Source organism: Shinella lacus, assembly GCF_010994755.1.
GTDB lineage: Bacteria > Pseudomonadota > Alphaproteobacteria > Rhizobiales > Rhizobiaceae > Shinella > Shinella lacus.
In genome coordinates, this window is record NZ_WHSB02000004.1 from 113,820 (window position 1) to 139,161 (window position 25,342).

The following is a 25,342-nucleotide window of genomic DNA, read 5'->3' on the forward strand; positions in this document are numbered from 1 at the left end:
TTTCCCGGCACTACGCCGCCGGGAAACCCGTCAGAAACTTTCCTTCAGCCACTGGCCCATGCGGGCGATACGGCCGTTGCCACCCGTGAGCTGCGAGAGCATGCCGCCCTGCACAGCGTGTTCTTCCAGTTCCGCTACCTGCGGATAGATCATCAGCCCGACCGCCGTCGAAAAGGCCGGTCCCTTCGCCGCCGTCGGCAGGCCGGACACGCCGAGCGGGCGGCCGATGCGGACGTTGCGGGCGAGGATGCGGCGGGCCACTTCTGGCAGGCCGGTGAGCTGGCTGGCGCCACCCGTCAGCACGATGCGTTTTCCGACGATCGGCGAGAAGCCGGATCGCTGGATGCGGTCGCGGATGAGCTCGATGGTCTCTTCGATGCGGGCCCGCACGATGCGCGACAGCAGCGCGCGTGGCACATGGGTCGGCTGGTCGCGGTCGTCGTCGCCGATCGGCGGGACGGTGACGATATCGCGGTCGTCGCTGGCGTTCGGCAGCGCCGAGCCGTGTACGACCTTGAGGCGTTCGGCATCCTCGATGCGGGTCGAAAGGCCGCGCGCAAGGTCCGTGGTGACGTGGTGGCCGCCGAGCGAGACCGCATCGGAATGCACCAGCTTGCCTTCGGCGAACACCGAGATCGTCGTCGTGCCGCCGCCCATGTCGATGCAGGCGCAGCCGAGTTCGACTTCGTCGTCAACGAGCGCCGAAAGGCCGCTCGCATAGGGCGTCGCAACCATGCCCTCGACGGAGAGGTGTGCACGATTGATGCAGAGTTCGAGGTTCTTCAGCGATGCGCGTTCGGCGGTCAGCACATGCATGTCGACGCCGAGCACGTCGCCGAACATGGAGAGCGGATCGCGGATGCCGCGTTCGCCGTCGAGCGAGAAACCGGTCGGCAGCGAGTGCAGGATGGCGCGGTCCTGGCGCAGCGACTGCTGGCCGGCCACCGCAAGCACCTTGCGCAGGTCGTTCGCATCGACTTCCTGGCCGCCGAGATCGATGGTCGCGGTGTAGACGTCGCTCTGCAGGCGGCCGGCGGAGACGTTGACGATCAGGCTCTCGATGGTGAGGCCGGCCATGCGCTCGGCCGCATCGACGGCAAGCCGCACGACGCTTTCAGCCGCATCGAGATCGGTGATGACGCCGTTCTTCACCCCGCGGGATTTCTGGTGGCCGATGCCGATGACTTCGACATTGTGCGTGCGGCCGGGCAGGATCTCGCTCTCGGCGCGCGGCGTCAGCCGGCCGATCATGCAGACGACCTTGGTGGAGCCGATGTCGAGGACCGAAACGACATGCGCCCGCTTGGAGGAAAGCGGCTTCAGGCGCGGCAGGCCAAAATGGGACGAACCGAAAATGCTCATGTGCGCTTCGCTGCCTTCTTCAGGTCCTTTGCCCTCTGCTCGACCGCCGCATTGCGACGTTCCAGCGCCCCTTCCGTCAGACGGACCGTCGTGCGGTCTTCCAACCGCAGGTCGACCGCCGCGATATCCCGCTCCAACAGCCCCTGCTCCGCTTCCAGCGTCGCCAGCACGTCCATGGCGCGCGGCACATTGTGTTCCGGCAGTTTCACGACGATGCCGTTGTCGAGGCGCAGGTCCCAGCGGCGGCCGGCGACCCGGATATAGGCCTTCACCCGCGTCTTGATTTCCGGCCAGCTCTCGAATTCGGCTGCGAACTCCGCCGCCGCCGTCTCGGCATCTCGGCCGACGAACAGCGGCAGCGTGGAAAACTTGTTGTCGCGCAGCGGCGCGATCACGCTGCCGTTCTTCTCGATCAGCGACAGGTCGGTGCCGTGCTGCCAAATCCCGAAGGCTTCACGCTCGTTGAGCGTGATCTCGATGGTGCCCGGATAGACCTTGCGGACCGAGGCATCCTCGACCCAGGGCAATTCGATCAGCTGCTTGCGCGCTTCGTTGACGTCGAGCGCGACCAGCGAGGTCGTGCCGTCGAGGCCGAGGCGCTCCAGGATGTCGATTTCCGAGGTCTCGTTGTTGCCCGAAACCTTGACGTCCTCGATGGCAAAGCCGATTGCCGTCGTGGAGGCCTGGGCGACATCCTGCGAGTGTCCGCCGAGCGACATGCCGTAGAGACCCGTGGCGCCGAGGAAGAGCGCGGTCGCGACACTGCCGGTGTGGCTGGGAATATAGATGCGGCCGGCCGCAAGGCTGACCAGGAAACGCACGATCCGGCGCAGCGGGCGTGGCAGCACGCGACCGGCTTCCGTATCCGGAAGTCCGACGGGGCGCACCCTGCTCTTCTTGACGCTCAACGCAAACACGACGCGTCCTCCACCATCCACCGCAAGAATTCACCAAAGGAATGGCCGGCATGAACGGCCATTTCGGGCACCAGGGAGGTAGGGGTCATGCCTGGCTGGGTGTTGATCTCCAGCCATACAAGCTCGCCATTCTCGGAGAATCGATCGTCGTAGCGGAAGTCGGAACGGCTGACGCCACGGCACCCGATCGCTTGATGCGCCTTGAGGGAGAGTGTTTGTACTTTTTGGTAAATATTCGGTGAAATTTGCGCCGGGATGACGTGTTTCGAGCCGCCTTTCACATATTTGGAATCATAGTCATAGAAGGCGTGGCCCTGCGGCACCACTTCCGTGACACCAAGCGCGACATCGCCCATGACGCCGCAGGTGAGCTCGCGGCCATAGATGTAGCGCTCGACCATGACGCTATCGCCGTAGCGCCATTCCGAGGACGTGATGATCTGCGGCGGATGTGATTGGTCTTCCTTGACCATGACCACGCCGAAGGACGAGCCCTCGCGCACCGGCTTCACCACATAGGGCGGCTTCATCGGGTGGGCGGAGGTGAAATCGAAACGGTTCATCAGCCGCTGTTCGGCGATCGGAATGCCGGCCGCCTTGGCGATGATCTTCGCCTGCGCCTTATCCATGGCGAGCGCGGAAGCGAGCACGCCGGAATGGGTATAGGGGATTTCGAGAAATTCGAGGATGCCCTGGATGGTGCCGTCCTCGCCGAAGGGACCGTGCAGCGCATTGAAGGCGACGTCCGGCTTCAATTCGCCCAGCACGCTTGCAATGTCGTGGCCGACATCGACGCGGGTCACCTGGTAGCCCTCGGCCTCAAGCGCGTCGGCGCAGGCGTTGCCCGACGAAAGGCTCACCGGCCGTTCCGACGAAAAACCACCCATCAGCATCGCGACATGCTTCACGCTCATAGAACCCCCAACTTAAGTCCCAACACTGCCCCTCGTCGCTTGTGCGGACCTGATTTGCGTCTGCGGTCCGACTCGGCGAACGAGATGGGATCACTAGAGCGTCATTAAGGTTAATGAAGCGTTTACTTTCGTTAACCGGACGCGACCGTGAGAAAATTTTCCTCGGGCCGAATCAAGTCACGCTTCGATTCTCTCTCTGGAATCAGAGAGTTGCGAAGTGTGCAAGAGGATGGCCGAAACCGGGACGCGAGAGCGGGTGGTAAACGCGGCCGCGAAGCCTTGGTAAATAAGGCGGCCGCGCGGGCGCACGAAAAGTACGATTTTCCGCTCTTTCGGGCACATTTATTGTTTCATCGACCAGTCGGTTGGCGTATTAGCCCCCTGCTGCCTCCCAAGACGGCAAGGAAAAACAATCAAAAAGGCACCCACGATGAGCGATTCAATCGCATCCGGGTCGCCGACCGCGACGCATGCCAACCGCGCCGGGCTTAACTCCCCGGCGCGTGTTCTCTTTGCAAGCCTGGTCGGAACGACCATCGAATTCTTCGATTTCTACGTCTACGCCACGGCCGCCGTGCTGGTCTTCCCGACGCTGTTCTTCCCGAACAGCGATCCGACGACCGCACTTCTCGCGTCCTTCGCGACCTTCTCCATCGCCTTCTTCGCCCGCCCGCTTGGCGCCATCGTCTTCGGCCATTACGGCGACCGCGTCGGCCGCAAGACGACGCTCGTCGCGGCGCTTCTGACCATGGGCGTCTCGACCGTCATCATCGGCCTGCTGCCGTCCTACGAGACGATCGGCGTGCTGGCGCCGCTGCTGCTGGCACTCTGCCGCTTCGGCCAGGGCTTCGGGCTTGGCGGCGAATGGGGCGGTGCCGTGCTGCTCGCCACCGAAAACGCCCCTCCGGGCAAGCGCAGCTGGTACGGCATGTTTCCGCAGCTCGGCGCACCGGTCGGCCTGTTCCTCTCCTCCGGCGTCTTCTGGCTGCTGCTGCATGTCATGTCGCAGGAATCGCTGCTCGCCTGGGGCTGGCGCGTGCCCTTCATCGCGTCGATCGTGCTGATCGCCGTCGGACTGTGGGTGCGCCTGTCGATCACCGAGACGCCGGCCTTCCAGAAGGCCATCGAGAAGCAGGAGCGCGTCGAAGTGCCGGTCGTGGAGCTCTTCCGCAACCACAAGCGCAGCCTCGTGCTCGGCACCTTCGTGGCGCTGGCGACCTTCGTGCTGTTCTATATCGGCTCGGCCTACCTTCTGTCCTACAACATCAAGGTGCTCGGCATCCCCTTCGTCGAGGCGCTGGAAATCCAGCTCGTCGGCTCGGTGCTCTTCGGCATCTTCATCCCGATCGCCGGCAAGCTGGCGGAGAAATTCGGCCGCCGCGAGGTGCTGATCGCCACCACGGTCCTGATCGGCATCTTCTCGTTCTTCCTGCCCGGCCTGATGACGAGCGGCGAAACGGCGATCTTCATCTTCGTGGTCCTCGCCATGGCGCTGATGGGCATGACCTACGGCCTGATCGGCACGGCGCTTGCCGCCCCCTTCCCCACGAAGGTGCGCTATACCGGCTCGTCGATCACCTTCAACTTCGCCGGCATCTTCGGTGCGTCGCTCGCGCCTTACATCGCGACGTGGCTGCAGGCGAATTACGGCATGACCTATGTCGGCTATTACCTCGGCATCGCGGCACTCATCACGCTCGCCTGCATCCTGCTTTCGGGCAAGGAAGAGGTCTGAGCCTTCCAAGATTGAAAAACCCGCCGCGGCAACGCGGCGGGTCTTTTTTTGCCCTGCGATCAGTCGTCTTCGCCGACGATCTTCCAGGCCACGGCGCCGATCACCGCGCCGACGATCGGCGCGAGCCAGAACAGCCAGAGCTGCGACAGCGCCGCCGTCTCGGCGAAGAGCGCCACGCCCGTGGAGCGCGCCGGGTTGACCGAGGTGTTCGTCACCGGGATCGACACGAGATGGATCAGCGTCAGGCTGAGGCCGATGGCGATCGGCGCGAAGCCGACCGGCGCACGGCCATGCGTCGAGCCGAGAATGATGATCAGGAAGAACGCCGTCAGCACCACTTCGGCAACGAGCGCCGCCGTCAGCGAGTAACCGCCCGGCGAAAGCTCGCTATAGCCGTTAGAGGCAAAACCGCCCGCCTGGAAACCGGTCTTGCCGGAGGCGATGAGGTAGAGCACGCCAGCGGCCACGACCGCACCCACGACCTGCGCCACGATATAGGGCACGAGGCTTGCGGCCGGGAATTTGCCGGCAACCGTCAGGCCCACGGAAACCGCCGGGTTGAAGTGCCCGCCCGAAATGCCGCCGACCGTATAGGCCATGGTGAGAACGGTCAGGCCGAAGGCGAAGGAGACGCCGACATAGCCGATACCGAGGCCCGGGAAAGCGGCGGCGAGCACGGCACTGCCGCAGCCGCCGAAGACGAGCCAGAACGTGCCGAGAAATTCGGCAGAAAGTTTTTTAAACATGAGAGCCCCCTATTCCAAGCGCGGCTGGAGCAGCGCCAATCGCGCAACCATCGCGCGATTTGAATAGGTGTCGCTAAACTTCCCTGAACGGAAGCTGAATGAAAATGGAAATCTGCACGATTTCTAATAATCATACAATTCCCGTCATGCGGTCGTTTCTTCCGTGCGCTCAACCGTCCTCGCCGACCACCTTCCAGACCACCGCACCGATGACCGCGCCAAGCATCGGCGCCAGCCAGAACAGCCACAACTGCGACAGCGCCGCCGTCTCGGCGAAGAACGCCACACCCGTCGAACGGGCCGGGTTCAGCGAGGTGTTGGTGATCGGGATCGAGACGAGGATGATCACCGTCAGGCTGAGGCCAATGACGACGGGCGCTATGTCCTTCGTCGCGCGGCGATGGGTCGAGCCGAGGATGATGAAAAGGAAGAGCGCCATCAGCACCACTTCGGCGACGAAACCCGCCGCCAGCGAATAGCCGCCCGGTGAAAGATCGCCGTAACCGTTCGAGGCGAAACCGCCCGGCTGGAAGCTCGCCTTACCGGACGCGACGAGAAAGAGTACGGCCGCCGCCGCGGTCGCCCCCGCGACCTGCGCCAGGATATAGGGCAGGATGTGGCGGGCCGGAAACTTGCCGGCAACCGCCAGGCCCACGGAAACGGCCGGGTTCATGTGCCCGCCGGAAACGCCGCCGATCGCATAGATCATCGCCATCAGCGCGAGGCCCGCGGACAGAGAAACGCCGAGCAGGCCGATACCGACCTCCGGAACGGCGGCAGCCAGCACGCCGCTGCCGCAGCCGCAAAAGATCAGCCAGAAGGTGCCGATGAACTCGGCAGAGAGTTTTTTGAACAAGAAATGCCCCCATCCACCCCGCACAAGCAGGGTGCGTCGCGCACAGGATGCGCGATCTCACACAGTTTTTGAGATACTTGCCTGATGGGGGAGAGGGAGTGGCGCGACGTTCGAAAAACGCCCGCGAACTCCCCAGCAAGGGTACGACGTATCAGGCCGTTGCGCGGCCCAGGAATTCCTTTACCTCATAGCCCGGCATGAACCTGCCGAGGCGCTTGATTTCCCATTGCAGCAGGATGCCGGAATGCTCCTGCACGCGGCTGCGCACGGTCTCGCCGAGATATTCCAGCTCGTAGCCCGTCGCCTGCCCGGTGTTGATCATGAAGTTGCAATGCATCGGCGACATCTGCGCACCGCCGATCATCATGCCGCGGCAGCCGGCCTCGTCGATCAGCTTCCAGGCGGAATGGCCTTCCGGATTCTTGAAGGTCGAACCGCCGGTCTTTTCACGGATCGGCTGCACCGTCTCGCGGTGCTGACGCACCGCATCCATCTTGGCGCGGATCTCCGTCTTGTCACCCGCCTCGCCCTGGAAGACCGCGTGCGTGAAGATCAGGTCGGGGGATGCCGCGGAATGGCGGTAGGTGTAACCCATGTCGGCATTGCTCAGCACATGCTGGTTCCCCTTGCGGTCGACGGCGTGCACCTCGACGACGACATCCTTCGTTTCCCCGCCATTGGCGCCGGCATTCATGCGCAGTGCACCGCCGATGGCGCCGGGAATGCCGTAATAGAATTCGAAGCCGGCAAGGCCGTGGTCGAGCGCCATGGCGGCCAGGTTCTTGTCCGGGCAGATGCAGCCCGCCTTGATGCGGTTTTCGCCGGCAAGCTCCACATCGCCGAAACCCTTGGCCGAAAGCCGGATGACGATGCCGGGAATGCCGCCGTCGCGCACCAGCAGGTTCGAGCCAACGCCGATGACGGTGAGCGGAACTTCTTCCGGCACGATCTTCAGGAAGGTGACGAGATCGTCGACATCATGCGGATGGAACATCAGCTCGGCGAGACCGCCGGCGCGGAACCAGGTCACGCGGTCCATCGGTGCATCCGGCGTCAGGCGGCCGCGGACTTGCCCGATCCCCTCGCCCAGCGACGCCAGTAGTTTTGCACCATCCACCTGCTTCATGCCACCTGTCCCGAAATGTCTGCCAGTTCCTTCGGCAGCGCCTGCGCCCAATATGTAATGCTGCCAGCGCCCAAGAGAACCACAAAGTCGCCCGGCTTTGCAATGGCGGCGACGATCGGCGCCAATGCTTCCGGTGATTGCAGGAAGCGGGCATCGCGGTGGCCGCCGGATTTGATGCGCGAAACCAGCTCTTCCGCACTCACGCCCTCGATCGGATCCTCGCCCGCCGCATAGACCGGCGCAATCATCACGGTGTCCGCATCGTTGAAGCAGCCGGCGAATTCCTCGAACAGGCTCGCCACGCGGCTGTAGCGGTGCGGCTGGTGGATCGCGATGATGCGGCCGGCACAGGCCTCGCGCGCGGCACGCAGCACGGCCTTGATCTCGACCGGATGGTGGCCGTAGTCGTCATAGACGCTGACGCCGTTCCAGTTGCCGGTCAGCGTGAAGCGACGCTTGACGCCGCCAAAACTTGCCAGCCCCCTGGCGATCGCCTCCGGCGACATGCCGAGGCGCTGGGCGACGGCAATGGCGGCCGTGGCGTTGGAAACGTTGTGGCGACCCGGCATCGGCAGGCGCAGGTCCTTCAGCGAAATCACCTGCCCCGTGCGGCGGCGGCGGATTTCCACGTCGAAGACCGAGGTCGCGCCGTCCATGCGGATATTGCCGAATCGCACGTCGGCCTGCGGATTTTCGCCATAGGTGATGACCTTGCGGTCCTCGATGCGGCTGACCATCGCCTGCACTTCCGGATGGTCGAGGCACATGACGCCGAAACCATAGAACGGCACGTTCTCGACGAACTGGCGGAAGGCCGCGCGCACGGCATCGAAATTGCCGTAGTGGTCGAGATGTTCCGGGTCGATATTGGTGACGACGGCGATGTCGGCGGGCAGCTTCAGGAAAGTGCCGTCCGATTCGTCGGCCTCGACGACCATCCACTCGCCCTCGCCCATGCGGGCGTTGGTGCCATAGGCGTTGATGATGCCGCCATTGATGACCGTCGGATCGAGTCCGCCGGCTTCCAGCAGCGTCGCGACCATCGAGGTCGTCGTCGTCTTGCCATGCGTGCCACCGATGGCGATGGCATTGCGGAAGCGCATCAGCTCGGCGAGCATTTCGGCCCGGCGCACCACCGGCAGCAGCTTTTCGCGCGCCGCGACGAGTTCCGGATTGTTCTTGCGAATGGCGGTCGAGACGACGACCACTTCGGCTTCACCGAGGTTTTCCGGCTTGTGGCCGACGAAAACCTCGATGCCCTTTTCGCGCAGGCGCTGCACGTTGGCGCTCTCCGCCTGGTCGGAGCCCTGGACCTTGTGGCCGAGATTGTGCAGCACCTCGGCAATGCCGCTCATGCCGATGCCGCCAATGCCGATGAAATGAACGAGCCCTATGCTCTGCGGCATCTTCATGGCCGTTCTCCCTTGAATTGTGCTATCGTCCTGCCGCCCGCAATAGCCTCAACCATCGATGCGAGCAAGCGCGCGGCATCCGGTTTTCCGGCCTTTCTGGCGCTCTCGGCCATGGCCGTCATGCGGGCCGGGTCATGCATCGCCTTGGTAACGATGCTGGCGAGCCGCTCCGTGGAAAGCTCCGCCTGCGCAATGACCTTCGCACCACCACCCGAAGCAAGGGCCGCAGCATTCGCCGCCTGGTCGTGATCCAGCGCATAGGGATAGGGCACGAGCACGGCAGGCCGGCCGATGACCGAGACTTCCGAAACCGTCGAGGCGCCTGAGCGGCTGATGATCAGGTGCGCGCGCCCGATGCGCTCCGCCATGTCGTTGAAGAAGGGCGAGACATCGGCCGGAATGCCGAGCTCGGCATAGGTCCGCACCACCTCGTCGCGGTCTTCCGTCCGCGCCTGCTGGGTGATTCTCAGCCGTGCACGGTCGGCCGGTTCCATCGCGGCAATCGCCGAGGGGATGGCCTTGGAGAAGAACTGCGCGCCCTGGCTGCCGCCGAAGACGACGAGACGGAATTCGCCGTCCGTCGAGGGCTCGTAGGGAATGGCCGCAGCCTCAAGCACGGCGGGGCGGACCGGGTTGCCCGTCGTCACCGTCTTGTCGGCATATTGACCGCCGGTCTCCGGCAGGAACCCGCCGGCAATCGCCTTGACGCGGTTCGCCAGCGCCTTGTTGGCGCGGCCCATCACGGCGTTCTGCTCATGGATCATCGAGGGGATGCCCATGCCGGTCGCGGCAAGCAGCGGCGGCACGGTCGGATACCCGCCGAAACCGACGACCACCTTCGGCCTCAGCCGCGCCATCAGTTTTCGCGCGGCGCGCATGCCGGTCCACAGCGTGAAGAGCGAGCGGGCGACGCTGATCGGGTTCTTCGAGCCGATTGTGGCGGAGGGCACGACATGGATCGCCTCCGCCGGGAACTTCCCCGCAAAACGCTCCGCGCGGCTGTCGGTCACGAGATGCACCGACCAGCCGCCGGCCTTCAGCTCATGCGCCAGCGCCTCTGCGGGAAAGAGATGGCCGCCGGTGCCACCCGCGGCGAGAAGAACGATGCCTTTGTCCATGCAAAACCCTTATTCGGCCGGCGCCACGATACCGCCGCGGAAGAGGCTGCGCTCGGAAGCGCGCTTTTCCGGACGGTGGCGGGTCAGCGCCAGGATGAAGCCGGCCGTCACGCAGATCGCGATCATCGACGAGCCGCCGTAGGAAATCAGCGGCAGCGTCATGCCCTTGGCCGGCAGCAGTTCGAGGTTCACGCCGATATTGATCATCGACTGCGTGCCCATCTGCAAGACGAGGCCGGCGACGGCAAACCGCGTGAAATCGTTGCGCTCCTTGAAGGCATGGTTGAGGCCGCGCATCACCACGAAGGCGAAGATCAGCACGATGACCATGCAGAACAGGATGCCGAACTCTTCGGCCGCAACGGAGAAGATGAAGTCGGTATGGCTGTCCGGGATGATGCGCTTGACGGTGCCCTCACCCGGCCCCTGGCCGAACCAGTCGCCGCGGATGATGGCTTCGCGCGCCGTATCCATCTGGAACGTGTCGCCCTCGCCGGTCATGAATTTGTCGATACGGCCCGCCACGTGCGGCAGGAACGTATAGGCCGTCAGAAGGCCGCCGACGGCTGCACCGCCGAGCACGATGATCCACAGCCAGGGCATGCCGGCCATGAAGAACATGCCGCCCCATACGGCGGCCGTCAGGATGGTCTGGCCAAGGTCGGGCTGGGCGACGAGCAGTGCCGCGACGATACCGAAGAGGATGATAGCGAAGAGGTTGCCGGGGATTTCCGGCTGGCGGGCATGTTCGGCGAAAAGCCAGGCGCAGATGACGACGAAGGCCGGCTTCATGAATTCCGACGGCTGGATGGAGAAGCTGCCGATGGAAATCCAGCGCCGCGACCCCTTGACCTCGACGCCGAAGAACAGCGCCAGCACCATGGCAGCGAGCGAAATGACGAGAAGGATCATCGCTGCGCGCCGCACCTGGCGCGGCGACATGAAGGAGATGCCGAACATCACGGCAATCGCCGGCAGCAGGAACACCGCATGGCGCTTGACGAAGTGGAAGCTGTCGAGCCCGAGACGCTCGGCGACCGGTGGGCTCGCCGCAAAGGACAGCATGAAGCCGAGGCCCATCAAAAGGATGAAGGCCGCGAGGAAGAACCGGTCTATCGTCCAGAACCAGTCCGCCAATGCACCACGTTCGGCACGACTAACCATGTCTCTTTCCTCTGTTGCAAAACAATTCCAAACGCCGCCGCCGCACACGTTTACGGGAATTGCTTCCGTTCAAACTTCAATAAGCATGGACACGCCCGGCAGCGCCGCGACATGTTTCACGAAGGCGTCGCCTCTGACTTCAAAGTTCTTGTACTGGTCGAAGCTTGCGCAAGCCGGGGATAGGAGAACGGCAACGGGGCCGCTCCCATCCCGCCCGGCATCCGCCGCCGCATCCTCGACGGCGCGCTCCAGCGTGCCGGACATCTCGAAAGGCACCGCCTCGCCGAGCGTCGCCGCAAAGGCAGGCGCCGCCTCGCCGATCAGATAGGCCTTGGCGATCTTCGGGAAGAATTCGCCGAGCGCGGAAATGCCGCCTTCTTTCGGGACACCACCGGCAATCCAGTAGATGCGCTCGAAGCTCGACAGCGCCGGGGCCGCGGCATCGGCATTGGTGGCCTTGGAATCGTTGACGAACAGCGTGTCGCCCTTGCGCCCGACAGGCTGCATGCGGTGCTTCAGTCCCGGGAACGAGGCAAGGCCGGCGCGGATCTCATCCTCGCTGACGCCGACCGCAAGGCAGGCGCCGACGGCGGCCGCAGCGTTCTGGGCATTGTGGGCGCCGCGCAGCGTCTGGATCAGCGAGAGATCGGCGACCTCATGCGTCGCACCATTCCGGGCGAGCACAAGACGAGCGCCATCGGCATAGATGCCATCGGCGAGCACATTGCGCTTGGAGACGCGCACGACGTTGGTGCCGGCCCGCTCGATGCGGTCGGCGATGCGTTCGCAATAGCTGTCGTCGACACCGACGATCGCGGTCCTGCTGCCGGCGACCAGGCGCTCCTTGATGTCGGCATAGTGCTCGATCGAGCCATGGCGATCGAGATGATCGGGCGTCACGTTGAGCAGGATGCCGGCCGAGGGGTTGAGCGTCGGCGCGAGGTCGATCTGGTAGGACGAGCACTCGACCACGTAGAAGCGGCCGGCCTTCGGCGGATCGAGCGTCAGCACGGCCGTGCCGATATTGCCGCCGAGCTGCGTGTCGCGGCCGCTCGATTTCAGGATATGGGCGATCAGCGCCGTGGTGGTCGACTTGCCGTTCGTGCCGGTGATGGCGATGAAGGGGCAATCCGGGGCGTGGACGCGGCGCTCGCGCACGAAAAGCTCGATGTCGCCGATCACTTCCACGCCGGCGGCGCGCGCGAGATCGGCGCTCCAATGGGGCTTCGGATGGGTCAGCGGCACGCCGGGCGAGAGCACCAGTGCGGCGATGGTGGTCCAGTCGAGATTGCGCAGGTCACCGGTCTTCACGCCGGCAGTGGCGGCATTCTCGACGCTCGCCGCGCTGTCGTCCCAGGCGGTCACGTCCGCACCGCCGGCGGCAAGCGCCAGCGCCGTCGCAAGGCCGGAGCCGCCGAGCCCGAAGAGCGCGACCGCCTTGCCCTTGAAGGTGGTGACGGGGATCATCGACGCCTCACCGCAGCTTGAGCGTGGAGAGGCCGACCAGGCCGAGCACGACGGCGATGATCCAGAAGCGCACGACGACCTGGCTTTCCGTCCAGCCCTTCTTCTCGAAATGGTGGTGGATCGGCGCCATGAGGAAGACGCGTTTTCCCGTGAGCTTGAACGAGGCGACCTGGATGATGACCGACAGCGTCTCCATGACGAAGAGGCCGCCGATGATCGCCATGACGATCTCGTGCTTGGTGGCGACCGCCACCGTCCCGATCAGGCCGCCGAGCGCCAGCGAACCCGTATCGCCCATGAAGATGGCAGCGGGCGGCGCGTTGAACCACAGGAAGCCGAGGCCGGCGCCTATGACCGCGCCGAGCACGACGGCCAGTTCCCCAGTGCCGGGCACGAAATGGATCTGCAGGTAATTCGCGAACACCGCGTTGCCAGCGAGATAGGCGATGACGCCGAAGGAGGCCGCGGAAATCATCACTGGAACGGTGGCGAGGCCGTCGAGGCCGTCCGTCAGGTTCACCGCATTGCCGGCCGCGACGATGACGAAGCCGCCGAACAGCACGAAGAAGATGCCAAGATTGACCATGAAGTCCTTGGCGAAGGGGAAGGCGATCGAGGAGCCGAAGGTCGAGCCCGCCGGTCCCGTCGCCAGCGAGGCGCGCATCATGAAATAGGTCGCAGCACCCGCGATGATGAATTCCAGCGCGAGGCGCGCCTTACCGGAAAAGCCCTTGTCGGTCTGCTTGGTGACCTTCAAGTAGTCGTCGTAGAAGCCGATAGCGCCGAAGCCGAGCGTCACGAGCAGCGTGGCGACCACATAGACGTTGGAGAGATCCGCCCAGAGCAGCGCGCTGCCGACGATGCCGGCGAGGATCATCAGGCCGCCCATAGTGGGGGTGCCGGCCTTCTTGAAATGGGTCTGCGGCCCGTCGGCGCGGATCGGCTGACCCTTGCCCTGGCGGATGCGCAGGGAGGCGATGATCATCGGCCCGAACAGGAAGACGATGGTGGCCGAGGTGAACAGCGCAGCGCCCGTCCGGAAGGTAATGTAGCGGAACAGGTTGAACACCTGAACGGTGTCAGCCAGCTCGACGAGCCAAAGCAGCATTGTCACCCTTTCCCCAAAAGGTTCCCCGAAACGCCCGCGGCGTGACGGGCCGACAGACAGAGAAGTAAATTACATAAAGAACGAGGTCCGACGGACGTCTGCCCGGCCGAACCTCCTCAACTCTCGCGTCCCCTCTCGGAGAACGCCGGATATTTGTCAAGCAGGGCCGCCACGATGCGGCTGAATCCCGTGCCCTTCGACGATTTGACGACCAGCACGTCGCCCGCCCGCACTGCGCCAAGCGCGAAGGCGGCGAGGTCGTCGGCGGTGTCGCGATAGTCCCTCTGCACGCCCTCCGGTAGCGCATCCCTCAGCGCCGCCATGTCGGGGCCGGCAAGCCAGACGTCGCCTATACCGGCTTCCACCAGCGGTTCGGCAAGGCCGGCATGGACAGCGGGCGAGTGCTCGCCCATTTCCAGCATGTCGCCAAGCACGGCGATGCGCCGGCCACCCTCATGCGGCTCGGCATCGCGCAAGAGCGCGATTGCGGCGCGCATCGAGGCCGGGTTGGCATTGTAGCTTTCGTCGATCAGCGTGAACCAGCCGCCATCCCGGGCAAGCTGGTAACGGCGCCCGCGGCCCTTTTCGGCCTGCATGGTAGCAAGGCCCGCCATCGCCTTCTCGATATCGCCGCCGGTGAGGTGCACGGCGCCGAGCACGGCCACGGCGTTTTCCGCGATGTGCCGGCCGGGCGCACCCATCGGCACTTCCAGCGTCTGCCCGCCGATTGCCGCGCGAAGCAGGCCGCCCTCGGCGCTCGGCATGAAATCGAGCAGGCGGAACTCCGCCTTCGGATCGGCGCCGAAACTGTGGATATGCGAAACGCCGGCTGCCTTCGCGGCCTTTTCCAGGAAGGCGAACTGCTCGTTGTCGCGGTTGAGGATGGCATGGCCGCCCGGCACGACGCCCTCGAAGATTTCCGCCTTGGCGGCGGCAATTTCTTCGAGGTCGCGGAAATTGCCGAGATGGGCCGGCGCGATCGTCGTGATCATCGCCACATGCGGGCGCACCATGGCGACCAACGGACGGATCTCGTTGGCATGGTTCATGCCGATTTCGAAAATGCCGAAATCCGTGGTTTCCGCCATGCGGGCGAGCGTCAGCGGCACACCCCAATGGTTATTAAAAGAGGCGACGGAGGCATGCACGCTGCCGGACGGCGACAGTGCCTGGCGCAGCATCTCCTTGCTGGTCGTCTTGCCGACGGAGCCGGTGACCGCGATGATGCGGGCCGCGGTGCGATCGCGCGCAGCGCAGCCGAGATCGACCAGTGCCTGGAGAACGTCCGGCACCACGATCATCGGCGTCACGAGCCGGCCGAGTGCCGGCAGCTTGCCCTCGCTGACGACGAGCAGTGCGGCGCCATTGGCGACGGCGAAACTTGCGAAATCATGGCCGTCGACGCGGTCGCCCTTGATGGCGAAGAAGGCTTCGCCGGCCCCGATCGCGCGGCTGTCGATGGAAATGCCGGTCACGCCCTGCGGCAGGTTGCCGATGGGACGGCCATGCATGGCCGCGACGAGATCAGCGCTGGTCCAGAGCCATTTCACCGGTCGAGCTCCTCCAAGGCCTTGCGCAATTCGGCATGGTCGGAGAACGGCAGCGTCACCGCGCCAACGGTCTGCCCCTCCTCATGCCCCTTGCCCGCGACGATCAGCGTATCGCCCGACTGCAACATGCGCACGGCGCTGCGGATCGCCTCCGCCCGGTCGCCGATCTCGGTGGCGCCCTTGGCGGCGTCCAAGATCTCGGCGCGGATGGTGGCCGGCACTTCGGAGCGCGGATTGTCGTCGGTGACGATGACCACGTCGGCAAGCCGCGTGGCGATCTCGCCCATGATCGGTCGTTTGCCCCTGTCCCGGTCGCCGCCGCAGCCGAAGACCACGATGACGCGGCCGGTCGTGAAGGGGCGAACGGAGGTCAGCACGTTTTCCAGCGCATCCGGCTTATGGGCGTAGTCGACATAGGCGAGCGCGCCGTTCTTCGCATGGCCGACCAGTTCGAGGCGGCCGGAGGCGCCGATGAGCTTTTCGAGTGCGGCCATCGCGATAGGTGCGGGAACGCCGGTCGACATGGCGAGGCCCGCCGCGACCAATGCATTCGCCACCTGGAAATCGCCGGCGAGCGGAATGTGCACTTCATAGATATCGTCGCCGACATGCACTTCGGCGGTCTGCTTGTGGCGGAAATGCTCGACGCGCTTCAGCGCCAGATAGTCGCCCTTGCGGCCGACCGTGCGCACGTCGAGCCCGGCCTTGCGCGCGGCATCCGTCGCAACGCCAGACCATTCGTCGTCGGCATAGATGATGGCGGGAAAACCCTTCGGCAGCAGCGTATCGAACAGCCGCATCTTGGAGGCCATGTAGTGCTCGACCGTCGGATGGTAATCCATATGGTCGCGGCCGAGATTGGTGAAGGCCGCGGCGGCGAGCTTCACGCCGTCGAGGCGCGCCTGGTCGAGGCCATGGCTTGAGGCTTCCATCGCCGCATGTGTAACGCCGGCATCGGCCAGTTCGGCGAGGAGTTCATGCAACGACACCGGATCGGGCGTCGTCAGCGAGCCGTAATCGTTGCGGCCGGGCGCGACGACACCGGTCGTGCCGATCATCGCGGCCGCATGGCCGGCATGCGCCCAGATCTGGCGCGTGAAGGAGGCGACGGAGGTCTTTCCCGCGGTGCCGGTGACGGCGACCATGGTCTCCGGCTGGCGGCCATGGAAACGGGCGGCGGCGAGCGCCAGGAAACGGCGCGGCTCGGCAACGGAAATGACCGGAACGGCGGCTTCGACGGCGGCACCAGTGGACACCACGACGGCAGCGGCACCCCGGGAAACCGCATCGGCAACGAAGGCGCTGCCATCGGCCTTGGTGCCCGAAAGAGCGACGAAGAGGTCGCCCGGCTTCACCTTCCGGCTGTCGCTGGTTATGCCGCTGATGTCTATCGCGGCGGCGGCGCCCAGGTCGTTGGTTTCGGGTCCGGCAAGGTCACTGATCTTCATTGTCTGCTCTGTTGCTTTCCATGGGCCGCCGTTTCGCTTCCGAATCGGCGTCCCGTCTTCTCCATTCAATAAGACACAAGCAAGGCAGACCCGTCCTCACCAAATTTCGGCTTTACACCGAGAAGGGCTGCCGAGCGGCGGATGATCTCGCCGACCATCGGAGCGGCGTTGAGGCCGGCGGTGCGACCCCCGCCCTCGCCCGTCTGCGGCGCGTCGATGAAGGTCAGAACCACGTATTTCGGGTCGTCGATCGGGAAGGCCGAGAGGAAGGCGTTGAAGTTCTGCGTGTTGGAATACCGCCCGCCGACGACCTTGTTGGCCGTGCCTGTCTTTCCGCCGACATTGAAGCCCGGAACCAGCGCGCGGCGGCCGGAACCGTCGTTTGCGTTGAGCTTGAAGAGGTAGCGCATCTGCTCGCCGGTTTCCGGCTTGACGACCACCTTGGCCACCTCGTTCGCCTCTTCGGCCGTGCGCGGCAGGAAGGTCGGGTTGATGAGCAGGCCGCCGTTCATCAGCGCTGCCGCCGCCACCGCCGTCTGCAACGGCGTCGTCGAGACGCCGTGGCCGAAGGAGATGGTGATCGAGTTGATCTTCTTCCATTCGCGCGGCTGCGACGGGGTCTTCACCTCCGGCAGTTCCGTGTCGAGCTTGGTGAGCAGGCCCATGCGGGTCAGGAATTCCTTGTGCCCGGCAATGCCGACGACGTCGGCCATCTTCGCCGTGCCGATGTTCGAGGAATACTGGAAGATTTCCGGCACGGTCAGCACGCGGTGTTTTCCGTGGAAGTCCTTGATGGTGAAGCCGCCGATGCGGATCGGCGCGCGCGCGTCAAAACTGTCGGTAAGCTTCACCTTGCCCGAATCGAGCGCCATCGCGGTGGTGAAGCTCTTGAAGGTCGAGCCCATCTCGAACGTGCCGTTCGACATGCGGTTCATCCAGCCGTCCTTGGCGCCGGCGGCCGGGTTGTTCGGGTCATAATCCGGCACGGAGGCCATGGCGAGGATCTCGCCGGTGTGCACGTCCATCACGACGGCACCGGCGGCCAGCGCCTTGTATTTCTCCATGCCCGTCGCAACGACATCGCGCACGATGGCCTGGACGCGCAGGTCGATCGAAAGCCGCACCGGCTCCAGCTTGGCGTCGCTCGTCATGCCGATGGCGGCAAGGTCGGCGAGACCCTGGCTGTCGATGTAGCGCTCCATGCCGGCAATGCCGCGGTTGTCGATATTGACGTGGCCGACGATGTGCGAGGCGGTGACGCCGCCCGGATAGAAGCGGCGCTTTTCCGGCCGGAAGCCGACGCCGGGAATGCCGAGCGCGAGAATGCGGCTCTGCTGCTTGGGGGTCAGCTGGCGCTTCAGCCACTGGAAACGGGATTTCGAGGTGAGCTTGCGGTAGATGCCGCGCCGGTCGAGTTCCGGCAGCACGGTGGCGAGCATTTCGACCGCCTCGTCCGCATCGACGATCTTGTGCGGTTCGGCATAGAGCGAGACCGTGCGGATGTCGGTGGCGAGGATTTCGCCGTTGCGGTCGACGATGTCGGGGCGCGAGGCCATCAGGTGGTCGGCCGGGCCGATCGAGGACACGGTCTCCGGCGAGGCCATGCCATATTGCACCAGGCGCCCGCCGATCACGGCATAGACCATGCCGAAGCAGCAGATGATGACGGCGACGCGGCTGCGGGCCTGCGAGCCCGTGCGCTTGCGCGTGCCCTCGAAGGCCTGGCCGCCATTGCCGCCGGTCCTATTGTTATTGTTGCCGCCGGCGTTGAAATGCGCCTTGCTCTTGACGTCCATGATGCGGGAGAGAAACGACATCAGTTGGCCACCGATCCGGTTTGGATTGCGTCCGTGGTCTTCTTCTTGGTCTTCTTGCCGTCCTGGGCGACCTTCTCGTCCTTCTCCGGCTCCAGCGCCGGCAGCTCGGCCGTCGCCATGGGCAGCTCGCTCGGCTGCGCAAGCTGGGTCGATTCGGTCGGCACGAGCTTCAGGTCGGTCTCGTAGGCTTTGACCAGGCGGTTGAGGCGGTTCGGCTGGGTCAGCAGCGCCCAGTCGGCCTTCAGCAGGTCGATCGTGTCTTCTTCCAGCTTGATCTCGGCATCGAGCTTGCGCACCTGCTCGAGCTTGTTCTCGGCCTGGTGCTTGATCGAGTAGGTGACGGTGGCTGCTGCGGTCATGACGGCGATCATCACGACATCAAGGGTACGGAACATCACTCAGCTTCCCATCTTCTCAAGGCTGGCAAGGTTGGGCAGGTTGAAAATGGACAGATCATCCGTCCCGGCAGGAGCGCTGGTGCGCTCGCCTGCCCTAAGCTTCGCGGATCTTGCGCGCGGATTGACCGCACTCTCCTCGTCGCTGGCCGCCACCATAGGGCGCCCGACTGGTGCGAAGGTTGCGGCTTTGTCGTGAACTTCGGGCAAATGCCGGGATCCGGCAGCCTTTCCGGCGCGATCCAGGAAGAATTTCTTGACGATCCGGTCTTCCAGCGAATGAAAACTGACGACGATCAGCCGTCCACCCGGCTTCAAGGCACGCTCGGCGGCAAACAGCGCTTCGGCGAGTTCGCCGAGCTCGTCGTTGACGAAGACGCGCAGCGCCTGGAAGACGCGCGTCGCCGGATGGATCTTGTCCTTCGCCTTGCGCGGCGTCGTCAGCTCGATGAGGTTGGCAAGCTGGCGCGTCGTGGTGAAGGGTTCCTTCTCGCGCGCCTTCTCGATGGCGCGGGCGATGCGGCCGGCCTGCTTCTCCTCGCCGAGGAAACCGAAGATGCGGATGAGGTCGGAGACTTTTGCACGGTTGACGACATCGGCCGCCGAAACGCCCGAGGCCGACATGCGCATGTCGAGCGGGCCGTTCTTCTGGAAAGAGAAGCCGCGTTCGGCCTCGTCGATCTGCATGGACGAAACGCCGATATCGAGCACGACGCCGTCGAGACCGCCCGCGGGCGCGTGATCGGCAAGCTCGGAAAAGCGGGAGTGGATGAGGGAAAGCCGTCCGCCCGAAGCTTCGACCAGCGGCTGGCCGCCGGCAATCGCGTTGGGATCGCGGTCGAGCCCGATGACATTTGCCCCTTCGGCCAGGATGGCGGATGTGTAGCCGCCGGCGCCGAAGGTGCCGTCAAGAATGACCTGGCCGGGTTTGGGCGCGAGCGCCGCGATGACCTCCGAGAGAAGAACCGGAATGTGACGGACCGGTCCGTCATCGGCTTCAGTAAAACCTCCGCCAAGATCCGCCGTCATTCCGATTCTCCGTCTTACCCCGAGCCCAGACCTCGCAACCTGAACTCTTCCCGGGCGGCCGCCTGCGTCTCTTCGAATGCTTGCGGTGCCCAGAGCTGAAAATGATCCGCCCGACCGACAAAGGTCACGTCCGTGGTGATGCCCGTATAGTCCCGGATGAAATCCGTGACCGGCAGGCGCCCCTCCGAATCGAGCTTCATGAAGACGCCGCCCCCGTGAATGAGGAGCGACATCCGATTGGCTTTCGGCGAAAAAACATCCTCGCTGGCGATCTGGCGCTCCAAACGATCGAGCAAATCCAGCCCACCGACGCTGATGGCCGGAAAGGTGAAATCCTGAAAGCAGTACAGCTCCCGGATGTCGCGCTGCGACAGAACGGAACGGAATGCCGAGGGGACGGAAACCCTCCCCTTTGCATCGATCCTGTTTGTCGCATTCGACAGGAATCGGTTCATGACACGCTACAGCCGCTTCCCCTACCGGAACGCTGTGCATCCGCCCCGGCATAACCAACACAACACCACGCGCATGGACCAGCCCAGATGCAACGCATTCGCGTCGCACCGTCCCCAGCCGGTTAGCCTCAAAGCTTTGCGATGGTCGGACGCTCATGCGTCCTCGTGCAGTGTGATTTTGGGATACCATGGGACCATATGGGCGTCAATGGGAAGGAACCTCTTTCCCGGTCATCGGACCGTCAAACGTTTATAAGGCGTTAAGTTTAACAAATGGTTAGAAAACGCCGCCCAAGGCCTTGTATTTACACATTCTGAAACACCGGTCGCGTGCGTTTCAACGCGCGGCAAGGCATGCGCGAACCCCAAGGATTTCAGCGCATTAGCACTTCATAAAAAATCATCGTCAGGAGGAGGTTTTTTGCCAGTTGGCCTGTAAGCCGGGTTCTGTATGGCTCCGGTCGAAACCGGAACGTGGCAGCCATTCATCTGGGACCGGACTTGCGCCCGGCCTCTTGCAACCCACCCGGATGACCGGCCCGGAAACGGGCTGAAACGCTTGCGCGTTTCGCGTCATCCCTATTCGGTTTTGCTCCCGGTGGGGTTTGCCTTGCCAGCCCTGTCGCCAGGACCGCGGTGGGCTCTTACCCCACCCTTTCACCCTTACCTTCCGAGGAAGGCGGTTTGCTTTCTGTGGCACTTTCCCTGGGGTCGCCCCCGCCGGACGTTATCCGGCACCGTGTTTCCGTGGAGCCCGGACTTTCCTCACCCTGCGGCCTTTCGGCACTTGCAAGGCGCGGCTGCCCGGCCAACTGGCAGGCGCTGACTAGCCTATGCGGAACGGAAAGACCAGAGAGAAACGGAGCTTAGCGGAAATGAACCGCGAAATCCGACTTGTAGTCCGGTTCGTCCATCCGGCCGCGAATCACCAGGTCCGCACCGATACGGCCGATCTCGTCGGAACTTTTCGCCGCCGTCCCGTTGCCGCCCGTCAGAAGCGCCACGCGCTCGCCCCCGACGAAGCCGGCATAGGGATAGCCGTGCACCGTGTACGTCGTGACGCAGGGAACGGAGACGAGCCGCACCGGATCGAGATCCGGAATGGAACGGGCCAGCAGCCGCTTCAGATGGGCGGCCGCTTCCGGACCACCCTCGCCGCGGAACCAGTCGCGGATCGCCTGCTCCTCCTCGATCTCGATGTCCGTCGGATCGCCACCGATCTTCAGGTAGGACTGGCCGTCCGGATAGACGATCGGCGGCAGGAAGTAGAAATGCTCCGAGGGGATGGTGCTCTCGTCGATCCAGGACGGCATCTCCTGGTAAGCTGCCGCCTGCCCCGGCGAAAGCTGCGCCAGCACGACCGTGCGCGCCTTGATCGTCAGCGCCGGCACCTTCGGCAACAGCCCTGGTGCCCGCGAAAAGCCGCCGGTCGCCACCAGCACGCGCCCGCCCGTCACGACCTCGCCCGACTTCAGCGTGACCGTCGCCCAGTCGCCCGCATCGGTCACCGAGACCACATCCTCAAGAATAGAAACACCGCCCGCCTTCTCGAAGCAGACGATCTGCGCGGCGACGAGCTTGCGCGGGTCGATATAACCGGCACCCTTCGCCTCGAAGACGCCCGCCGAGGTTTCCGGAAGGTCGAACCAGGGGAAACGCGAGCGCAGTTCCGCGCGGTCGAGCACGGGTGCGTCGAGCCCGTGGCGCTTCGCCACCGCCTCGACCGAATTGACGAAGTCGCCGCCGGCGGGACCGCAGATCAGGCAGCCGGTCTCGCCGTAGAAGGCGATGCCGCTCTCGGCCTCGATCTCGCGATAGCGCGCAATGGAGCGATTGGCGAGCAGCGCCCAGTCCGGGTCCTCGTCGATCGTGCGGGTGATGCGGCCGCTGTCGTAATGGCTGGAGAAGACGCCGTCATGGTTTTGCCAGTCGGTCGGTTCGCCCCGGCCGACGAGCGCCACGGAAGCGCCCGTTCTCGACAGGTGCCGCGCTGCCGCAGCCCCCATCATGCCCCTGCCGACGACGACGAAATCGAAATGCCGATCCATGCTGCATCCTCACCTGAACGCTGACGGCATAGCATGCTCGCGGGCCGAATCCAGCCCGCGAAACGTTACCGTCGACATTAGTCGATGATGCTCTGGACCTTGCCGCAATAGCGCTTGGAGACCGGGTTCATGCGCTTGGCGCCATGGCCGGCATTGTATTTCAGGATCGTGCCGCAGGTCGTGCCGCCGCCGAGCTCATGGGCCATGGCGAGATACTTCATGCCGAACTTGATGTTGGTTTCCGGATCGTAGAGACCCTTGGCGCCGCCGCTATAGCCCATGGCGCGTGCTGTTGCCGGCTTGATCTGCATGAGGCCGATTTCGCCGGCACTGCCGCGCGCCCGCGGGTTGAAATTGCTCTCGACGCGAACGACGGCATGGGCGAGATCCACCGGCACGCCATAGGTCTTCGCATAGGTCTGGATCAGGCTGGAATAGCTTGCCGACTTGAGGTCCGCCGTCAGCGGGTTTTCCGCCTTGGGGTAACCGGTCGTGCTGTTGAAGGTCTTCAGCTTGCCGACGACCACGCCGTCCTTGTCGACGACCGTCGTGCGCTTGGAGCGCTTGCTGGATACTTTGCGGGATTTCGTCTTGCTGGCTACCTTTTGGGATTTCGCCTTGCTGGAAACCTTGGTGGGTTTCGCCTTGCTGCCCGCATCTTCCTTGGCGGAGGGCTGGAAGAGATATTGTTTTTTCGTCGGCCCGTTGGTGGCCTCGGCATGCGCCATTCCGGCGGAAAAAACGGACACACAAAAGCAGGCCGCGCTAAGGGCAGCAAGAAGTCTTCTCATCTAGTTTTCGTCTCCAAAAGGCGCAAAGGCAGAGCCCTGGCCGGCGGCATCTCAAGCCGCACAGACCGCGCAAACGTCTCGATCCTCGTTGATAGCGATCAGGCCCTGACCGCATGTTGCGCTGCACTGAACGCAGCCGGAAAAGACATGGCCAATCGGGTCAGGATGTGGCGAAGCGGTAAACTTCTGTTACAGTCTGTAATATTCGAATATTCGTAAAGGCTGTCAGGCGGCCAGCCGCGGCAGGGCGGAAAGCAGCCTGTGCAGCGTGTCTATGGTCGAAAAATCGGCAATGCCATCGACCCGTTCCGGCCGGAAATGACGCTGGAAAGCGGCCACGTCCCCTTCGGTTTTTTCCGAGTAAAAACCATTGATTTCAGTGCCATAGCCGTAGAGCGACAGCATCGTCTGCAAGGCTTCGACGGGTTGGCCCAAATCGCCGCGCTGGAAGAAGCGCCCGCCGGCGATCGGCGATGGCGTCACCCAGTGCCCGACACCCGCGGCATGGAGGCGCATCCAGGGGAATTTTTCACCCGGATCGACCTTGCGAATGGGGGCCACATCGCTGTGCGCCAGCACCCGCTCGGGGGCGATTTCCCACCTTCTGCCACAATCGAGACACAGTTCGACGACCGCTTTCACCTGCATTTCGGGGAAATCCGGCAGCCCGCCGGGATGGCCGGCATTGGCGATCTCGATGCCGATGGAGGCCGAATTGATGTCGGCCTCACCCTTCCAGACGCTTTTCCCGGCATGCCAGGCGCGGTCCGCCTCGCGCACGAGCTGCTCGACGCGCCCATCCTCATGCACGAAGTAATGACAGGAGACCTGGCTTTCCGGCGCGCGAAGCCACTTCAGCGCGCCGTCTGCCGTTGCCATGCCGGTATAATGCAGGAGGATGATGTCCGGGGAGCGCCCGCCCGCCCGTTCGCCAAAGTTCGGCGACGGCGCGGCGGTCGCACCGGAATAGTCACATGTGAATGCGCTCATGCAGCGCAGCGTTCCTTCTCGATCGCCTCATAGGCAGCGTTGAGCGCGGCCATGCGGTCGTTCGCGATCTGATGGAACTCGGCCGGCACGCCACGCGCCACCAGCCTATCAGGATGGTTCTCCGAGGCAAGCACCCGGTAGCGCTTGCGGATCTCGGCAAAATCGTCGCTCGGCTTGACGCCCAGAACTTTATAAGGGTCACGACCGCTGACATGGACGTGGCGCGCGGTGATCTGCTCGAAGCGCTCGTCGGCCATGCCGAAGATTTCGGCGACACGGCCGAGGAAGGCCATCTCGTTCTCGTGGATCAGACCGTCAGCCTTGGCGATATGGAACAGGCCATCGACGATGTCTTCCAGGATCGGGCAATTCTTCTCGCAGGAGACGCAGAGCGCCTTCATCTTCTCCGCATAGGCCTCGTAGCCGGCGACATCCTGGCGCGCGAGGTTATAGAGCCGGGCGACATTGGCCGCCTGGTTATCCGGATATTTGAAGATGTCCTTGAAGGCATCCACCTCGGCCGTCGTGACGATGCCGTCCGCCTTCGCCATCTTGGCGGAAAGCGCGATCATCGCGATCGAGAAGGCAACCTGCTTGCGCGTTTCCGGATCCCCTTCGAAAAGGGTACGCACGGCTTCCACCACGCCGGACAGCACGTTGCTGGCGGCATCCGAGACCATGCCGACGAGGCGATCCCACACGGCACTGATGAAGCAACTGGGCGAATTCTGGAACATAAGGTGATCTTGATCAGACAATTGCAGGGAAAGCAAGGCACGGAACCCGCATTTCTTGTCCGGATGACGAAATTTTGATGGCCCTCATGAAGTGGAGGCATCGGAAATCCGGCGCTGCGGGATTTTCGCCTGTGGAGCACGAAAGACAATCCGTCAT

At 64.0% G+C, this 25,342-nt stretch carries 22 protein-coding genes and 1 other RNA gene; 1 reads left to right on the top strand and 22 read right to left on the bottom strand.

All coding sequences use genetic code 11. The features are described 5' to 3' along the window. Positions 1-30 precede the first annotated feature (30 nt). The 3 genes from ftsA to GB927_RS11970 are packed head-to-tail and all read right to left on the bottom strand — an operon-like array spanning position 31 to position 3,193. Complete coding sequence (ftsA, locus tag GB927_RS11960; protein ID WP_256117143.1) at positions 31-1,362, bottom strand: cell division protein FtsA; 1,332 nt, start codon at positions 1,360-1,362, stop codon at positions 31-33. Next, a complete protein-coding gene (locus GB927_RS11965) occupies positions 1,359-2,279 on the bottom strand; it encodes a cell division protein FtsQ/DivIB (RefSeq protein WP_256117145.1) in 921 nt (306 codons plus the stop codon). Before GB927_RS11965 ends, ftsA begins: the two co-directional genes overlap by 4 nt. Beyond that, on the bottom strand, positions 2,267-3,193 hold the full coding sequence (locus GB927_RS11970; RefSeq protein WP_256117146.1) for a D-alanine--D-alanine ligase: 927 nt from the start codon (positions 3,191-3,193) through the stop codon (positions 2,267-2,269). Before GB927_RS11970 ends, GB927_RS11965 begins: the two co-directional genes overlap by 13 nt. A 430-nt stretch (positions 3,194-3,623) precedes the next feature. Between GB927_RS11970 and GB927_RS11975 the strand changes: the two genes are divergently transcribed. Beyond that, positions 3,624-4,928, top strand: coding sequence for an MFS transporter (locus GB927_RS11975; RefSeq protein WP_256117148.1), 1,305 nt, complete (start codon positions 3,624-3,626; stop codon positions 4,926-4,928). 59 nt (positions 4,929-4,987) lie between these two features. Here GB927_RS11975 and aqpZ (GB927_RS11980) read toward each other — a convergent pair whose 3' ends face one another. From aqpZ (GB927_RS11980) to GB927_RS12070, 19 genes are all read right to left on the bottom strand, one after another. Next, positions 4,988-5,674 (bottom strand): aquaporin Z, encoded by a 687-nt coding sequence (gene aqpZ / locus GB927_RS11980; protein WP_256117149.1) that lies wholly within the window; start codon positions 5,672-5,674, stop codon positions 4,988-4,990. Between the two features lie 169 nt (positions 5,675-5,843). Next, the gene (gene aqpZ, locus GB927_RS11985) at positions 5,844-6,530 is read right to left on the bottom strand and encodes an aquaporin Z (protein ID WP_256117150.1); all 687 of its coding nucleotides are present in this window, start codon (positions 6,528-6,530) and stop codon (positions 5,844-5,846) included. Positions 6,531-6,681: 151 nt separating this feature from the next. After that, a complete protein-coding gene (murB, locus tag GB927_RS11990; protein WP_256117151.1) occupies positions 6,682-7,656 on the bottom strand; it encodes a UDP-N-acetylmuramate dehydrogenase in 975 nt (324 codons plus the stop codon). After that, positions 7,653-9,068, bottom strand: coding sequence for a UDP-N-acetylmuramate--L-alanine ligase (murC, locus tag GB927_RS11995; protein WP_256117152.1), 1,416 nt, complete (start codon positions 9,066-9,068; stop codon positions 7,653-7,655). Before murC ends, murB begins: the two co-directional genes overlap by 4 nt. Next, complete coding sequence (gene murG / locus GB927_RS12000; RefSeq protein ID WP_256117153.1) at positions 9,065-10,186, bottom strand: undecaprenyldiphospho-muramoylpentapeptide beta-N-acetylglucosaminyltransferase; 1,122 nt, start codon at positions 10,184-10,186, stop codon at positions 9,065-9,067. Before murG ends, murC begins: the two co-directional genes overlap by 4 nt. Before the next feature lie 9 nt (positions 10,187-10,195). Further along, a complete protein-coding gene (gene ftsW / locus GB927_RS12005) occupies positions 10,196-11,350 on the bottom strand; it encodes a putative lipid II flippase FtsW (protein WP_256117154.1) in 1,155 nt (384 codons plus the stop codon). Positions 11,351-11,419: 69 nt separating this feature from the next. Beyond that, positions 11,420-12,817 carry a UDP-N-acetylmuramoyl-L-alanine--D-glutamate ligase gene (gene murD, locus GB927_RS12010; RefSeq protein ID WP_256117158.1) on the bottom strand — a complete coding sequence of 466 codons (1,398 nt, stop codon included), beginning with the start codon at positions 12,815-12,817 and terminating at the stop codon, positions 11,420-11,422. Between the two features lie 7 nt (positions 12,818-12,824). Continuing rightward, positions 12,825-13,925: a phospho-N-acetylmuramoyl-pentapeptide-transferase gene (gene mraY / locus GB927_RS12015; RefSeq protein ID WP_256117159.1), complete on the bottom strand. Its 1,101-nt coding sequence runs from the start codon at positions 13,923-13,925 to the stop codon at positions 12,825-12,827. 116 nt (positions 13,926-14,041) lie between these two features. After that, positions 14,042-15,475: a UDP-N-acetylmuramoylalanyl-D-glutamyl-2,6-diaminopimelate--D-alanyl-D-alanine ligase gene (locus GB927_RS12020; RefSeq protein WP_256117161.1), complete on the bottom strand. Its 1,434-nt coding sequence runs from the start codon at positions 15,473-15,475 to the stop codon at positions 14,042-14,044. Continuing rightward, complete coding sequence (locus tag GB927_RS12025) at positions 15,472-16,923, bottom strand: UDP-N-acetylmuramoyl-L-alanyl-D-glutamate--2,6-diaminopimelate ligase (RefSeq protein ID WP_256117163.1); 1,452 nt, start codon at positions 16,921-16,923, stop codon at positions 15,472-15,474. Before GB927_RS12025 ends, GB927_RS12020 begins: the two co-directional genes overlap by 4 nt. A gap of 65 nt (positions 16,924-16,988) precedes the next feature. Next, positions 16,989-18,740, bottom strand: coding sequence for a peptidoglycan D,D-transpeptidase FtsI family protein (locus GB927_RS12030; RefSeq protein WP_256117164.1), 1,752 nt, complete (start codon positions 18,738-18,740; stop codon positions 16,989-16,991). Further along, positions 18,740-19,135, bottom strand: coding sequence for a cell division protein FtsL (gene ftsL, locus GB927_RS12035; RefSeq protein WP_256117165.1), 396 nt, complete (start codon positions 19,133-19,135; stop codon positions 18,740-18,742). The genes GB927_RS12030 and ftsL overlap by 1 nt, the downstream gene beginning before the upstream one ends. Before the next feature lie 3 nt (positions 19,136-19,138). Further along, positions 19,139-20,164 (bottom strand): 16S rRNA (cytosine(1402)-N(4))-methyltransferase RsmH, encoded by a 1,026-nt coding sequence (rsmH, locus tag GB927_RS12040; RefSeq protein WP_256117166.1) that lies wholly within the window; start codon positions 20,162-20,164, stop codon positions 19,139-19,141. A 14-nt stretch (positions 20,165-20,178) separates the two neighbouring features. Next, entirely contained in the window at positions 20,179-20,619 is a 441-nt protein-coding gene (gene mraZ, locus GB927_RS12045) for a division/cell wall cluster transcriptional repressor MraZ (RefSeq protein ID WP_256117167.1), read from the bottom strand. A gap of 420 nt (positions 20,620-21,039) precedes the next feature. Further along, positions 21,040-21,435, bottom strand: an RNA gene (rnpB, locus tag GB927_RS12050) — RNase P RNA component class A. A gap of 50 nt (positions 21,436-21,485) precedes the next feature. Next, complete coding sequence (locus GB927_RS12055; protein ID WP_256117168.1) at positions 21,486-22,667, bottom strand: NAD(P)/FAD-dependent oxidoreductase; 1,182 nt, start codon at positions 22,665-22,667, stop codon at positions 21,486-21,488. Between the two features lie 77 nt (positions 22,668-22,744). Next, positions 22,745-23,194, bottom strand: coding sequence for a lytic transglycosylase domain-containing protein (locus GB927_RS34495; RefSeq protein WP_439655493.1), 450 nt, complete (start codon positions 23,192-23,194; stop codon positions 22,745-22,747). A 489-nt stretch (positions 23,195-23,683) separates the two neighbouring features. After that, a complete protein-coding gene (locus tag GB927_RS12065; protein WP_256117170.1) occupies positions 23,684-24,448 on the bottom strand; it encodes an N-acetylmuramoyl-L-alanine amidase in 765 nt (254 codons plus the stop codon). Next, entirely contained in the window at positions 24,445-25,185 is a 741-nt protein-coding gene (locus tag GB927_RS12070) for a molecular chaperone DjiA (RefSeq protein WP_256117171.1), read from the bottom strand. The genes GB927_RS12065 and GB927_RS12070 overlap by 4 nt, the downstream gene beginning before the upstream one ends. Positions 25,186-25,342: the final 157 nt, after the last annotated feature.